14 protein-coding genes are annotated in these 13,933 nt (G+C 39.9%); 8 read left to right on the forward strand and 6 right to left on the reverse strand.

The features are described from left to right. Positions 1 to 12 precede the first annotated feature (12 nt). From EHQ58_RS07940 to ychF, 6 genes are read left to right on the forward strand one after another with little or no spacing between them, the layout of a single operon-like run. Positions 13 to 1,257, forward strand: a complete 1,245-nt coding sequence (locus EHQ58_RS07940; RefSeq protein ID WP_135623356.1) for an exo-beta-N-acetylmuramidase NamZ family protein — start codon at positions 13 to 15, stop codon at positions 1,255 to 1,257. Between the two features lie 9 nt (positions 1,258 to 1,266). Then, positions 1,267 to 1,878, forward strand: a complete 612-nt coding sequence (locus tag EHQ58_RS07945; RefSeq protein ID WP_135623357.1) for an LIC_11883 family protein — start codon at positions 1,267 to 1,269, stop codon at positions 1,876 to 1,878. A 5-nt stretch (positions 1,879 to 1,883) separates the two neighbouring features. Then, complete coding sequence (locus EHQ58_RS07950; protein WP_246047238.1) at positions 1,884 to 2,777, forward strand: DUF2797 domain-containing protein; 894 nt, start codon at positions 1,884 to 1,886, stop codon at positions 2,775 to 2,777. 21 nt (positions 2,778 to 2,798) lie between these two features. Beyond that, the gene (locus EHQ58_RS07955; protein WP_135623358.1) at positions 2,799 to 3,440 is read left to right on the forward strand and encodes an RluA family pseudouridine synthase; all 642 of its coding nucleotides are present in this window, start codon (positions 2,799 to 2,801) and stop codon (positions 3,438 to 3,440) included. Continuing rightward, positions 3,437 to 3,952, forward strand: a complete 516-nt coding sequence (locus tag EHQ58_RS07960; RefSeq protein ID WP_135623359.1) for a hypothetical protein — start codon at positions 3,437 to 3,439, stop codon at positions 3,950 to 3,952. The genes EHQ58_RS07955 and EHQ58_RS07960 overlap by 4 nt, the downstream gene beginning before the upstream one ends. A 51-nt stretch (positions 3,953 to 4,003) precedes the next feature. Beyond that, positions 4,004 to 5,101: a redox-regulated ATPase YchF gene (ychF, locus tag EHQ58_RS07965; RefSeq protein ID WP_135623360.1), complete on the forward strand. Its 1,098-nt coding sequence runs from the start codon at positions 4,004 to 4,006 to the stop codon at positions 5,099 to 5,101. Positions 5,102 to 5,245: 144 nt separating this feature from the next. Here ychF and EHQ58_RS07970 read toward each other — a convergent pair whose 3' ends face one another. Genes EHQ58_RS07970 through EHQ58_RS07995 form a run of 6 tightly spaced genes read right to left on the reverse strand, consistent with a single transcriptional unit; the run spans position 5,246 to position 11,091 of the window. After that, positions 5,246 to 5,776: a hypothetical protein gene (locus tag EHQ58_RS07970; RefSeq protein WP_135623361.1), complete on the reverse strand. Its 531-nt coding sequence runs from the start codon at positions 5,774 to 5,776 to the stop codon at positions 5,246 to 5,248. A gap of 18 nt (positions 5,777 to 5,794) precedes the next feature. Further along, complete coding sequence (locus EHQ58_RS07975; RefSeq protein WP_135623362.1) at positions 5,795 to 6,364, reverse strand: RNA polymerase sigma factor; 570 nt, start codon at positions 6,362 to 6,364, stop codon at positions 5,795 to 5,797. After that, complete coding sequence (locus EHQ58_RS07980; RefSeq protein ID WP_135623363.1) at positions 6,357 to 7,367, reverse strand: hypothetical protein; 1,011 nt, start codon at positions 7,365 to 7,367, stop codon at positions 6,357 to 6,359. Before EHQ58_RS07980 ends, EHQ58_RS07975 begins: the two co-directional genes overlap by 8 nt. Next, positions 7,364 to 8,695, reverse strand: a complete 1,332-nt coding sequence (locus EHQ58_RS07985) for a CHAT domain-containing protein (protein ID WP_135623364.1) — start codon at positions 8,693 to 8,695, stop codon at positions 7,364 to 7,366. Before EHQ58_RS07985 ends, EHQ58_RS07980 begins: the two co-directional genes overlap by 4 nt. Position 8,696: 1 nt before the next feature. Further along, complete coding sequence (locus EHQ58_RS07990) at positions 8,697 to 9,836, reverse strand: cysteine desulfurase family protein (RefSeq protein WP_135623365.1); 1,140 nt, start codon at positions 9,834 to 9,836, stop codon at positions 8,697 to 8,699. Next, the gene (locus tag EHQ58_RS07995) at positions 9,814 to 11,091 is read right to left on the reverse strand and encodes a hypothetical protein (RefSeq protein WP_135623366.1); all 1,278 of its coding nucleotides are present in this window, start codon (positions 11,089 to 11,091) and stop codon (positions 9,814 to 9,816) included. Before EHQ58_RS07995 ends, EHQ58_RS07990 begins: the two co-directional genes overlap by 23 nt. A gap of 38 nt (positions 11,092 to 11,129) precedes the next feature. On the opposite strand from EHQ58_RS07995, the gene EHQ58_RS08000 reads away from it, so the two are divergent. Together EHQ58_RS08000 and EHQ58_RS08005 are read left to right on the forward strand one after the other, a co-directional pair. Beyond that, positions 11,130 to 13,148 carry a tetratricopeptide repeat protein gene (locus EHQ58_RS08000; protein WP_135623367.1) on the forward strand — a complete coding sequence of 673 codons (2,019 nt, stop codon included), beginning with the start codon at positions 11,130 to 11,132 and terminating at the stop codon, positions 13,146 to 13,148. Continuing rightward, positions 13,145 to 13,930, forward strand: a complete 786-nt coding sequence (locus EHQ58_RS08005) for a hypothetical protein (protein WP_135623368.1) — start codon at positions 13,145 to 13,147, stop codon at positions 13,928 to 13,930. Before EHQ58_RS08000 ends, EHQ58_RS08005 begins: the two co-directional genes overlap by 4 nt. Positions 13,931 to 13,933: the final 3 nt, after the last annotated feature.

Below are 13,933 nucleotides of genomic sequence, written 5' to 3' on the forward strand. Positions count from 1 at the left end.
TCTTCTACTTACATGACCAAATACTTTTTTCGGTTTTACCTACTCTTTATTTTGGCTGCTTGCCAGGGAAATACGGTCCCTCAGTACCGGGTGCATCCTTCTGACTCGAAAATCACTCCTTCAAGCGAGATCTTTTACTCGGAAATCTTACCCAAGCTTGCAGGCAAAAAAGTGATGCTCGTGACCAATCCCTCTGGGATTGGCAGCAGTCCCTCCCGAATCCTATCCGAATTTGAGAAATACAATGTGCGACTCGAACATCTCATCGGTCTCGAACATGGATTTTTAGGGCTGGAAGAAGAATTTAGTCCGACACCGGTCACGATGGATTCGACTTTTTCTCGGCCCCTGTATCATATTTACAAAGTAAAAGATTCCGAACTACGTGATCTGCTTTCAGAAGTGGATGTTGTCCTTTTTGACGTGCAAGACGTTGGGATGAGATGTTATACCTATGTGAGCGTGATGAAGCGACTCCTTGACGGTATTTCTGGTTTAAAATCAGAAATGATCCTTCTCGATCACATTCACATCGCCATGCATCTACCACCCATGGGGGAAAAAATGGATCCTAAACATTTAAATTTTGCAGGTGAATTCCCATCCTTACTCATATCCGGAATGACTCTAGGAGAATCTGCTAATTTTTACGCCAAAGAATACTTAGGCGGCAAAGCAAAAGTGACGGTCGTTCCTGTGCGGGGATACAAACGCGGAATGTATTTTGAAGAAACCGGTCTGCCTTGGTTTACCCCATCACCAAATCTTCCTATGGTGGAGAGTGCTAGGCATTATTTATCTCTCGTTATGTTAGAGGGCGTAAATGTTTCGGTTGGTCGTGGTACGCAAGCACCATTTGTCTATTTTGGAGCTCCCTGGATGACAGAACCTGCAAACCTAGCTACAAAACTCCAAACCTACGGAAACAAAGCCTATTATTTCACACCTGTATTTTTTAAGCCCACGTTCGGTCCGCATAAAGGAAAAATATGTTCTGGTTTAAAAATGAATCTAGTCACTCCTGATTATGATCCCATTGAACTTTCTTATGAGCTGATACGCAATTTGAAAGAACTCTATCCAAAAGATTTTAAGTGGAACAAAGGAAGTCAGAATCATTGGGCTGATCAGCTTTGGGGCAATGATCACTTTCGTAATTCAATAAATGACTCGATACCTTATAAAAAATTTCATGAAACTTTCATAAAAGAAGAATTAGCTGAAAAAAGTAAGATTAAACCTTATTTATTGTATTAGGAGATTTTTATGCGTTATTTGAAAATCATAACTCTCGTGTTGATTTTGATTGTGATCTCTTTCTCAACTCTTGTTCCGACGCCAAATGAACACGTTTTAAAAGAAATCCCCAAACAGAAATTAGTAGGTAAACTAAAAGGAATTGCCTTTGCCACCATACGTACCTCCATCATCAAAGAGTATGCCTTCACCGAGCCGAAGGAAATTCGTTATGTGCCTTGCTCCCCAGATTTCCCAGTTCTCCTCGGAGATTTTCCGTGTAGTTTGCTAAACTGGGATGAGGAAGCTGTTTACGTAGAAGAAACAAATACGATAGTAGATGCCGAATCCTCAGCTACCGAACCAAACCCAGACGATTTACTTGGTGGAAAAGTAATCGTTTTGCTCTCAAAGACAAAATCTCCGAACTTCAACGGATCGGTTGTCAAGTTAGGGGATGATGAGGATATGCTTCGGCTTTTTTATGACAAAGAAGGTTATCTCTCTCATTATACATTTCAAACATATGTTACTGTTTTTAAATGGAAGGCTGTGGAAAATACGAGGACTCTACTTGGAGTGCTCACATTAAAATTGGATTCCAATCATTTTCCTATTGCCGGTAAGGAAATCGAGTTTTAACTTCCATGTTTCTCCAAGGATACCTTCGCATGATGGATCATACTGGACTTGATCCAGTAGAATACAAGTGGAACTACGCTACGTATGAGGATGAAGCATTAGGAAAGAAGCCAGACAAATCTGCGAGTTTAGAACATGAATCCGAGGAGTCCGTGAACCAATGGATTGGAAAAAAAATCACCTTAACATCAAATGGCAAAATTCGTTGCACCAACTGTGGTAGACCTACCAAAAAATCCTTCGGTCAAGGAGCATGTTATGCCTGTTTTTCGACGAAGGCCGAAAATGATATGTGCATCCTTCGACCAGAAACTTGTCATTTTCATAAGGGCACTTGCAGAGAGCCCGAATGGGGTAAGGCAAACTGTTTTAAAAAACATACGGTTTATTTTGCCAATTCGAGTGGCCTGAAGGTAGGTATCACGAAAGAAAATCCTGTGAGCAACCGTTGGGTTGACCAAGGCGCAAGGTTCGGATTGCCGATTTTAGAAGTAGATTCAAGAGTAGCTGCGGGGACAATTGAACATTACCTGACGAAATTTTTACCCGATAAAACAGCATGGCAAAAATTAGTCCAGGGAGATCCACCATACTTTGATTTGGTGAAAGAAAAAGAAAAATATTTAAAACATTTGGCGACAAAAGAGTTTGCATTGGAAACAAAAGATGGGAAAAATATCCCCTTAAAATGGCAGCCTGTCATATCAAATGAAGTGTCTGAGATTTCATATCCCATTCAATCTTATCCCAAAAAAATCAAATCTTTAAAGTTAAGTGAATCCGAAGCAATAGAAGACACTCTCGTCGGTGTCAAGGGGCAATACCTTTTGTTTTCATCCGGTGTCATCAATATCAGAAGCTACGGTGGATACCATTTCCAACTGACAGTCGATAATTAAAAAACAATAGGATTTGATGCCATGTCAATTTTATACGAAGATGATCTATTTTTGATCGCAAATAAGCCAGCGGGCATTCCTGTTCATGAAACAAAGGATCCCATGCGAGCCGATTTCACTAGACAAATACAAGAAAGACTAGGGTTTGAATCATTAAGAACCGTGAATCGACTAGATCTAGGAACGAGTGGAATCGTCGTTTTTGGCAAAAATCCAGACAAAAACAAGGAGATCGATGAGATCTTTCTTACGGCGGAAAAGGAATACATTCTGATTGGCTCGGGAATTCCTGATTGGACGGAAAACAAATTTGAGTGTTTTTTGAAAGACGGAAATAAAAAAGTAACAATCGTTCGTAGTGGGGGAAAAAAATCAATTACACATTTTAAGATACTGGCTTCCAACACTTCACAGAAAATATTTTTAGCCAAGGCAAAGTTACTCACAGGTCGAAGGCATCAAATCCGCATCTCCAGCGCAAGCCTTGGTTTCCCCATTTTAGGAGACACGGTTTATGGACCGGTTAACCAAAAATGGAAACGAACCTACCTTCATTCTTTTAAATTGAAATTCGTGAAAAAGGACATGAGCGAAATTGAGATCCTTTGTCCGCCTCCAAGTGAATTTTTAAAGCTCTTTCCAGATATAAACACCTTACTATGAACCATCCTATCCTTTATTTAGAGTATTTAAAAGAGAAAAGAACCATCAAGAGGCTAACCTTGCTTCGCAAATCAATCAGTTATACTTTCCTCTTGGTTTTTTTCTATTTTCTTTTTTCTGTTTCTTATACAGCGAGTCCCTCTATTGTCATTCTGAATTATCTAGCTCTATATACTTCAGTATCGGGTCTGATTTTCCTCAAAGTATTTGAGATTCCAAGATGTATACAGGATGTTCTGAAAGAAAGGGATGACGCGAAAATATTTCAGCTAACAGAACATTATAGAAGCGAAATACTAGACTCATTAGCACGTAATTTAAATCTTTTTGATTCTAAAGTTGATTATGGTAAGTTGCAAGCAGAGGGCATCATCGGCTTGTTTCGACTGGATCAAAGATTGCCCTGGAGCAAAATAGGCTTAGCTTATCTCATCGTTTACCTCTTTACGGTTCTATTTTTATGCACGTATTTGACTCTGGATTTTTTAGAGACAGGTTTTTCGCGTCCCTAAGGAGCTTGCGATTTTCCTTGTCTCTAGGTCCCGATTTTCAATTCTATCCGTATGGCATTGAATTGTGGTATCGTCGGACTTCCTAATGTTGGAAAATCAACTATTTTTAACGCGCTGACAAAAGCCGGCGCCCAGATGGCAAATTATCCTTTTTGTACTATTGAACCAAATACAGGTATCGTAGAAGTTCCAGACCCTAGACTCGCAAGGCTTGCGGAAATTTATAAACCAAAGCGGATCCTCCCCACAACGATTGAATTTGTGGATATCGCTGGGCTTGTGAAAGGAGCTAGCGATGGGGAAGGATTGGGGAATCAATTTTTATCCCATATCCGGGAAGTTGAGGCGATCTGTCATGTTGTCCGTGCCTTTGAAGACGAAAACATAACACATGTTCACGGAAAAGTGGACCCAATCGAAGATATTACTGTCATCAATTATGAATTGATTCTTGCTGATTTAGACAGTCTCGAAAAGCAGCACCAGCGGATCGCAAAGTCAGCCAAGGCAGGGAATAAAGAGGCATCCGAAATAGCGAGTGTGATGGAGAAAATTTTAGAGGCTTTACGAAAGGGCGACCGGGCTGCCTCGGTCAAACTAAACGAGGAAGAAACTAAAATTGCAAAGAAGTTCAATTTAATTACCATTAAGCCCGTGTTATATGTAGCAAATATTTTAGAGACAGACGTTAAAAATACTAAAAATCCACACGTGCAAACGATAAAAGACTACGCTGCTAAGGAAGGAGCCGAGTCGGTTGTTCTCTGCGGCCGATTTGAAGAAGAGATTTCTGGTCTTGAAAAAGAAGATCAGGCCGCGTTTCTGGAAGAGATTGGAGAAACCCAGTCTGGATTGACACGTATGATTCAGGCCTCTTACAAATTACTCGGACTCATCACCTTTCTCACCGCAGGAGTGGAGGAGGTAAGAGCCTGGACCACCCTCAAGGGTAGCACAGGGCCTCAGGCAGCGGCAGTCATCCACTCGGACTTTGAGAAGGGTTACATACGGGCCGAAGTTCTTAGGTTCGAGGACCTGGACCGTACGGGAGATCCGGCAAAAGTCAAAGACGAGGGCAAACTGAAAATCGAAGGAAAAGAGTATATTGTCCAAGACGGAGATGTCATTTACTTCCGAGTGAACGCCTAAAAAAAAGCCGACGAGGTTTGAATTCGTCGGCATTTAATGTATTAGTTTGGAAAAGAAGGCAGGACTTTTCTAAAAAAAATACTACCTACACATAGATTACCTTAAGCTTGCGTTTTATTGCAAAAAAAAAGAATATTTGAACATTTATTCTGTCTCAAGAAAAAGTTGGAATCTCCCAACTTCTTTATTACTCTGAAAGAATACAACTTCGGGTGCCGTTTCCGTTTGGATGGGAGAATCAAACATCTTTTCTTTCTGTAAATCCTGGATGGTTTCTATCGTATCTCCGTCCAATTTTAATTTTACGCGGAATGGAGCTTTCGGTTTTGTCTCAACCGCTAGATGGATTTCCGTTTGTTCGGAATTTGGGGAAAAAAGAAAGGTAATGAGGTGGGCACCAAGCACCCTCTCTACTTGGAAAGCGGAGGTCGTTTCGCCTCGAAACGCGAGACCTGGCATCGGTAAAATTTCTTCGGGTTCACCCTTTGCGGAGAGAACCTGTAAAGCAGCCTTCTTAAAACGCAAAAACAGGGTGTTTTTGTCTTCCTTGGGCAGGATTTGAGCAAGAATCTGACGTGCGGTACTCGGATCTGCCTCCTGACCGTGGCTCATGAGATAAAAGGCTTCTTTCAATTTTAATTGATTCATAAATGAGTTCGGATCAAATGCTTCCATATAATAGATTACCTCCTATCACGTGTTTATTTCCTTTTGGACGATTTTTTTTAGTTTTTCTTTGGCTCGATTCGCCCTGGCGAGTACTGTTCCTAAGGGAACTTCTAGAATTTCGGCGATATCCTTAAATTTATGTCCTCGGAGACGTAAAACCAAGATTTCGCGGGAGGGTTCATCTAGCTTGGCAATGTATTTGTAGATTTCATTTTGTTCTTCGAGTTCAAAGTATACGTTCTCAGGAATGGCCCTTTCGTCTAAAATATCGATCGTAGCATCTAAACCGATCCCTTCACGGAAATCAATTCTGCGAAGCACTCTTGTTTGCGAAAGGCTGACATTTTTGGCAATTTCGCTCAGATAAATGATAAAGGCAGGATAGCTATCGCCTTTAAATCTTCGAAGTAAAGCAAAGCTATTATGTGTTATGCGGATATATACAAGCTGAACGGTATCAGCGATCTCTGCTTCTGGCACGTAATGAGCAACCGTTCCAGAGATCAATTTGTGAAACTTGTCTATGAATGATTTCCAGGCGGATTCTTTGGCTAAACTGCACTCATCTAGAAGTTTTCTGATATCCTCACTCATCATTCAATTTTAACTGTGCCAATGCCCTACAGGCATTCAAACCTTTTTCGAGGCGACCTTCAAAATGATGTGAGTTATAAATGGTTTTTTTTAAAAATTTTGGAATCGATTGGCTTTTTTCCCCTTTGATCTTCGGTGTCAGTTCATTTAAAAATTCATAGTCTTGCCAAAAACCGAGAAAACCAGACAGTCGAACTCCCTGTCCTCTAAGGTTGATGTTATCCAAACAGGAGTTAAATGATTCCAATTTCTCTTTTTGATGAGCAGAGATTTCATCTTCCTTTGATACGTTTTGTAAGAATCTCTGCATTGTTTCTTTCGACCGTTGGTTTTCCTCGTAAAGGCTTTTGGCTTGAAAGGGATTTCTACTCGAATACTGGAAGAGATGATAGATCCGTTGGTTGCTTGCTTCCAAATCTTGAATGAGTTTTCGCAAAAGATTCGTTTTCCTTTTTTCATTCATGTCCGTATAAAGGACTCGATTGATTTCATCAGTAAATTCTTTCTCTTCTCCGAGCCATAGGAGCGAGCGTTGATGATAAAAATTTGAAAATGTATATACCCGTTCTTGCCAAACTTGAGTCACTTTCCTTGTAAGTTCACTGATACCTTCGTCCGAATCACCAACCGTTAGAATCTCAAATTTAGGAAATTTTGAGAGCGTAAAGATTTTCTGTTTGGTTTTCTCCTCTAACGGTTTCCAGTTTTTAACTTTGGCGCTTGCACATTCTTCGAGTAAGATCAAACTATCGACTTTTGAAAAATGAGAAAGGAGGGTGGAAAAATTTTTTAGAGTTTCCTGTTTGCATTTCTTTTCATAATAAGTGATGTCAGAATCTATTTCATCCTCTTCAGGTGTAACGGACGTTTCATAGTCCAGGTTCACTTGGGTGATCGGACATTTTGACTTTTTAAAATTTTCCCAGTCTTCTTCGGGAGAGCTTTCCGCTCGGAGAGGAACCTCATGGAAAAGGAGAAGCATAAAAAGCAGAATCAATTTCATTCCATACCTGTTAGCTGTTTGAAATGATAAAATTTAACGGCTTCGGTGCCATTGGTTGCGAATACTTCCTCGAGGATTCTTAGTTTCTCATTCTGGTCGAGAAAAGGATTTTCTTCTTTCAGGAATTGGCTTATTTTTGTTTTAAAATTTTGATCTTTTAGGGATGCGATTTTCTCTTTCAAGTTCGTTTGATTTTTCTGATGGTTCTGTTTGCTTCGATCGGTTTTCGGCAATGATTTCTCTTCCGAATTCGAAACAGGAACAGAATTTCCTCGGATCCAATGGAATGTAAAAAGAACCAAAAGTAAAAAACTACAAATGAGAAGGGTGAGGACCATATTCTTGGAAGTTTTTTTGTCCTCGGGAGAAAAACATACAAAGGAAAGGCTGCTTGTATACTCTCTCGCGCTACCGTTTCGTAAGCTTCGTTGTACCTTGTGAAAGGCCAATCGTGGTTTATGTGTCTTCTGGTAAGCCACCCAAAAATCGTTACCAATCTTCTCCGCAATTTCCGTCTCTACCGGAGTTAAAAAACCGAGAACATACGAAGCCCCCGATTTTAAAAACTGAGTCGCAAGACCTGATGTGTTTTCGCCTTCGAAGGCTGAGTGGCAACTGTTCAGGAACACAATTTTTAAATTTGATAACTGTGCTCTACCAATTTCTTCACCCAGAGAGAGTCCTTCTTCGGGCAACGGGATTTTGCCTTTTTCCGCATGTCCAGCATAATGAAGGTAGGAGGCAGTCGAGATCTCATCCCAGAATCGCGCCAATTTAAACTGCTCTGATTTTAATCGAACAAATGTTTGCTCTTTTTGATCTTCAAATATTTCGGAAATTCGTCTGCCCTCAGATTTCACACTTGAGATGAGTGTTTCTAAAACGGGATTTTCAATGAGTAAGAAGGAAGTGCCTTCGCGTTTTTCGGAGGTATGATTCTCGGACCTTATACCTCGATAAAAATTTTCTTTCTCAAAAAAGAAAAGTCCATTGGACGTAAGAATTTCCCAAGGGTAGACCGTAAATTCTGGATCCGTTTGTAAAAAAATTTCTTCCTTAAATTTTGGATTTTTCCAAGGTAGATCTCTGTTTCCAAAAACAATTTGCTCCAAGCTTATCGATTTTTTGATTAGTTTTTCTTTGCATTCGCTAAGGGAGGGCGCATTTGACATGAGCCTCGAGAGGAACTGCTCCCAATCCTTTTGAAAGACTTGGAGTGCGTTTTTTTCAATGGGGCATATGATTTCTACCGGATGGAATGAATTGGCAGAGTCTTCCCACAATACTTCTCCTTGTTGGTTGGGTTTTGCAATGATACGAATTTTCACATTAACCAACGTTCCCGAAAGTAGTTAATAACTCTTTAATGGTTTCAGTGAGGCGGATGACTTCCTCATTTGTTGTGAATGATCCAGTCGAGATGCGAATGCAGCGGAGAGATTCTTCTTTACTATAACCCATGGCAATCAGTGAAGCAGAGGCCTCTCGTGCTCTCGATTTACAAGAACTACCAGTGGATATCATGATCCCTTTTTCCTCCATCCCTAAGAGGAAAAAATCGATTTCTTCGATTGGTAGGAGTATGAAACTAGTGTTAGGGACCCTTGGTGCATCCCTTGCGATAATTTTACAGCCAAGAGTCTCAAGTTCCGTTTCGATCATGGTTCGGAATTGACTTAACTTTTTGTTTTTTTCTATGAGGTGTTTTATTTGAAATTCACTGGCTGAGCGAAAGGAAAGGATTGCGGGTAGATTTTCAGTCCCCGCCCTATGGCCGTTTTCCTGGTTCCCACCACCAAACAGAGCATACTTTTCCAAAGGGAATTTAAATCCCGTGAGTGCCGAACCCATACCCCCGCCAATTTTATGAGAAGAGAAGGAAAAACCAGAAAAATGTTCAAAGTCTAAATTCGTTTTCCCAAAGCCTTGCATCAAATCACTGAGGAAATCGACTTGAAACCTATCAGCTAACTTTTTAATGGCAAGCGTTGGTTGGATCACACCTGTTTCATTTCCAGTATGCAAACAGACAATGGGTAAAGGTTCTAATTTCAGCAATTCTTCGAGATGCTCTAAATCGATCGTGCCCGATGGATCCGAAGAGAGCACTTTCATCTCAAAGTGATGGTCACTTAGGGCGCTGTACATACTTGCATGTTCAAACGGACTGACAATGACAGCCGAGGTTTCTGGAAACCGCTCTCGTAATGCGCGAATGAGGAGGTAGTTTGCTTCCGTACCTGTTGAGCAAAAAACTATGTTTTTTTCGGGAGAGTTTGTAAGTTCAGCAAAATACTTTCTGACACTCTCGATACGACCTTGGTTTTTTAAAGAGAATCGTGTAGCACCAGACGGATTATAAAAATCTTCTAGGTATTCAGAATAAGCTTCTTCAATGAGACCGCGCAACGGTGGGTGCGTGGCATTATAGTCAAAATAATCTATATTAGTTGGTGAGAGGGATTTCATCTGCCTCTTCGAAACGCTGTAATTTACGTAGGACCTTTCTTCTGGTTTCAAAATAATCACTTAGAATATTGATCTTTCTTCCACCAACACTTCGTTCGTCGACATTTCTCAGGACGGGTGTCAATTTATCCAACTGACTAAGAGCAAGTTTATACTCATCTAATGCATAATAACATTTTACAATAGCAAGGTTTGCCTCAAATTGATGGACTAAAAGGAGAGGCAAATCAGAAGAATCGACATTTTCGGCCAAAACGATATTTGTGGAAACCGCGTATTTCGAAATGGCTCGTTTGTAATACTCAGGCTCGTCCTGTCCCAACTGAAAATATAAATCACCACGGCGCTCTTCAAATTTGAGATACTCTTTATCGCTATGGGCAACAAAATAGATAATCCTTTCAAAAACCTCATCCATTTCTTTCGGAGAGAAGGATTTCATACCTGTTAAAAGGATCTGGCGAAGGAGCGCTTCCATATAATCGTTTGGATTTACTTCATTGAATCCGTTATTTTTAATGGAAGACAAAATATGATTTAATTGTTGTTTTTCGCTTAGCTTTGAAGGAAGCTTGTTTTCCTTCTTCAATTTTTCGAGCACGTAATTTTCTGTTTCAAGCATATACGTTTTGTAAGCGAGTAAGATTTCGGCAGGCCTACATGCAGCCCAAGCTACGCTCTCAATTTTTTTTGGAGCCAGAAATTCTGGTCCAGAAAAGCGAAGGGCACGTTTGTAATAATCCAAGGCTTCGAGTACTGCTTCAAGATGTGAATTCCAGTAATCTTTGGGATTTGGTCCAAGGGAGACTTCGTTTGACATTTGGTCCCTTTGTTCGTTACCACCTGCGTTTGGAAAAAGTTTAGAATTCCAATCGACTGTTTTTTCCATCCAAGTCGGTTCGAGAAACGTATCCTCGATATGCTGTTTCGATCGATAATAAAGACATGCTTTTTCCATCAGGTTTAGATCAAGTGCGAGCCCGAGATGTTTGGTATCGTCGGAGCCTGAAAAAAGAGAACTGATGCGAGAAAAGAAACCCGAGGAACCCTCTTGCCGTCCAGTAATGATGGCATCACCTTTTGCGATCAGCCGGTGGGCAATGAGCGGACTAGGGTAGCCATAAAAACTATTATAATATAGAGTTAAATTTGCAAGAATGGTGTCCTTGTTTTGTAAAACCATCGGGAAAGTGATTGCCCAAACAAAGAGAACAGCGAAGATGTATTTTAAGTTTTCTCGGAAGATCTGGTTCAAGGATTGTCCCTGTTCCCGAACTTTGTCGGATTCCACGGATGTTTCAAGCAATTAACCAAATCAACCCACCCACTTTTCGTATTTTCTTTCTCCTTTTACTCAGCTCTGCTTGGCTCGATGCGAGCCCAGAAACAGGTAAAAAGACATGTAGCTTGGTAAAAGACGGCACTCCCGTTGCATTCTTTCTCTCCCGAGCCTACGGAGAACAGAGAGAGGGATTTCATAAAACCGACCAGAGAAAGCCAGAAGAAGCAAAAAAACACCATGAAACAGCGGTTCAATTTTTTGAAAAATTTCATACGTGCCAAAAAGAAAATGGAGAAACACCAACCTATCTAAGCTCCATGTCGCTTGCGACAAGTTATATGGAACTTGGAAATCTGGATGAGGCTCTTAACTGGAGTGAAGTCGCTTACCAGATGTTTCTTAGCCCAAAGGTCCCTCCAAGAGAAATCATTTTGCTGAAATCAAGAATATTATTGCGAAAAGGGGAGCTTGAAGCTGCAGGTTCGACCCTGGAAAGCAATTTAAAAAATTACCCTTTCGACATCGATTTTTTATACTACCTCGGAAACATTCATTATGATTTAAAAAAATGGAATCAGTCCATATTGTATTTTATTTCTCTCGCCGATGTGATTGAACGTAGAGATACAAACTCCAAGTTAAAGCCCACCATATTAAAATTTCTGGGCGACTTAAACTATAGACTCGATTACTCGAGAAGGTCTATCTTCCATTACCAGAATTATTCCCGCTATATTAATAATGACATCGAGGTTCAATTCCGAATCGCTCAAATCTATTTTACGCTCGGGGAATTTGGGAATGCTAAAAAATATTTATCTCAAATGCGAACCTCAAATCCTAGGGATATTGATGCATCCCATATGTTGGGTGAACTGTATTTTATCGATTCGCGTCTTTTTGCCTCCCAATATTTTACTGTCCTCGAATCTGAGAAAAAAATTCCGAAAGAAGGTGCGATCTATTTGATATCGAGGTTTCTAAGACAAGAAACTGAAGGTCTTTCAGCGGAAGTAGATACATTTATAACAAAAAATCCAAATCGTTTGAGTACAAGGATACTTTATGCAGATTTGATGTCGGGGGAAGTTGGATCAAAAAGATACAAAGCAACACTCGATGCAGGACAATGGGCATTCCAATACCGCCAATACGTAACTGCTGAGAAATATTTTTTGAGAGCATTAGATTTAGCTAAAAGTACGCCTGAATTTGAATCAGATATTCCTTTGTTATACGAAAAGATATCTCATTGCAAAGAGTCCCAATCTCATATTCAATCTGCCATACTTTCCATGCGCCTTGCACTTGGCCTTGCAAAAACAGATGAGATGCGAGATGCTTTTAAATTTCGACTTTCCTATCTTTTAATGAACGAATCCGTAAAAAAATATTCAGAAGCGATTCGTTTGAGCGATGAGCTGATTACATCTAATCCTACCTCGGGAAATTATCATTATTTAAAAGGACTTCTTTTCCTTCAAAAAGAAGACTTTAAAAATGCGATGCTATCACTCAAAAAATCGGTTGATTATGATCCGAAAAATCCAAATCATTTATTTTATTTAGCGATCGCCTACGATAAATTAAATGATTTCCCAAATGCGGAAATTTGTTTAAAGACGGCGATTGAAATTAGCCCTGGTGCCTCAAATTCCTATAATTATTTGGGATATCTTTATGCTGAGAAAGGAATCAATGTCGACGTTTCAGAAAAATTATTATTGAAAGCAACAGAACTTGAGCCCGACAATCCAGCCTACCAAGATAGTATCGGTTGGGTGTATTTTAAACAAGCCCGTTTGCAGGATGCACTTCTTCATCTGCATTTTGCCGAACTCATATCGATAGACAGAGATATGGAAGACCCAGTTATTTTGGATCACCTGGGAGATGTTTATTCTAAAAAAGCAGATTTGATCAAGGCCGACCATTATTTTGAAAAGGCACTTCTTCTCAGTAAAGATGAGAAGGAGAAAGCAAAGATCAAACAAAAAAAACAGACAATCAATAAGGAACTATCAAAATGATTTTTCGGATTCTGATGATTCTTTTAACAATAGTTCACTGTCGAACGACCGGTGTAGATGATGTTTCCTTTATCGGAAAGGATACTTCAAAATATACGGGAGCGAATGATCCTGCGGCAAAATCACTACTTGCCGGGATCGCTACTGAAACCGAAAACTTTACCTCCTTTCGGGGTGAATTTTCTATGAACATACAGGTATTAGTTCCCAAAAAAGATAATTTTAATGTGGATGGAAAAGTTTTTTTCACGAAACAAGGTGGTCTTCTGAAAATCCAGCTTATGGATACTTTTTTTGGACTCGTGTTTTCTGAATTGATCGCTAGTCCAACAGAAATTCTCATCAAACCATCTGGACAGACAAAGCCGACTTCTCAAGCCATGGGAGATATCATTCTACAAGATCCAAATACAAAAAAAACGATCCAACTTCCGTTTCCCGTTATCTATCAATACCTTTCCGGTTCCTTCCAAACAGAAATTTTGTCACCTAAAGCAAAATTTCTAACGAAAGAAAGTCGAATTCTCGTAGATAAGAAAGATGGACTATACGAATATTTTTTTGAGAACCATTTACCTATAAGAATAGAACTCTCAAGTCCAGGTCGCGGAATCAAAGCGGTTTCACTTGTAAAGGAAAAGGATCCGAAAAATGTGCATCCTGCCAAATCGATACTTTCAAAAGTGATGACTTTGGATGATGAAAAGGACAATGCCCTCATACTCATTACCATGAAAAAAATTGTGAAAACCGAGATCCCAGAATCGATTTTTAAATTTTAACTT

The sequence above is a fragment of the Leptospira ognonensis genome, from assembly GCF_004770745.1.
Taxonomy (GTDB): domain Bacteria; phylum Spirochaetota; class Leptospiria; order Leptospirales; family Leptospiraceae; genus Leptospira_A; species Leptospira_A ognonensis.

Excerpts from the sequence above, each read along its gene's own strand:
- ychF (WP_135623360.1), top strand. The coding sequence starts at position 4,004 with ATGGCATTGAATTGTGGTATCGTCGGACTTCCTAATGTTGGAAAATCA.
- EHQ58_RS08005 (WP_135623368.1), top strand. The coding sequence starts at position 13,145 with ATGATTTTTCGGATTCTGATGATTCTTTTAACAATAGTTCACTGTCGA.
- EHQ58_RS07970 (WP_135623361.1), bottom strand. The coding sequence starts at position 5,776 with ATGGAAGCATTTGATCCGAACTCATTTATGAATCAATTAAAATTGAAA.
- EHQ58_RS07945 (WP_135623357.1), top strand. The coding sequence starts at position 1,267 with ATGCGTTATTTGAAAATCATAACTCTCGTGTTGATTTTGATTGTGATC.
- EHQ58_RS07960 (WP_135623359.1), top strand. The coding sequence starts at position 3,437 with ATGAACCATCCTATCCTTTATTTAGAGTATTTAAAAGAGAAAAGAACC.
- EHQ58_RS07955 (WP_135623358.1), top strand. The coding sequence starts at position 2,799 with ATGTCAATTTTATACGAAGATGATCTATTTTTGATCGCAAATAAGCCA.
- EHQ58_RS07975 (WP_135623362.1), bottom strand. The coding sequence starts at position 6,364 with ATGAGTGAGGATATCAGAAAACTTCTAGATGAGTGCAGTTTAGCCAAA.
- EHQ58_RS07980 (WP_135623363.1), bottom strand. The coding sequence starts at position 7,367 with ATGAAATTGATTCTGCTTTTTATGCTTCTCCTTTTCCATGAGGTTCCT.
- EHQ58_RS07940 (WP_135623356.1), top strand. The coding sequence starts at position 13 with ATGACCAAATACTTTTTTCGGTTTTACCTACTCTTTATTTTGGCTGCT.
- EHQ58_RS07990 (WP_135623365.1), bottom strand. The coding sequence starts at position 9,836 with ATGAAATCCCTCTCACCAACTAATATAGATTATTTTGACTATAATGCC.
- EHQ58_RS07950 (WP_246047238.1), top strand. The coding sequence starts at position 1,884 with ATGTTTCTCCAAGGATACCTTCGCATGATGGATCATACTGGACTTGAT.
- EHQ58_RS08000 (WP_135623367.1), top strand. The coding sequence starts at position 11,130 with ATGTTTCAAGCAATTAACCAAATCAACCCACCCACTTTTCGTATTTTC.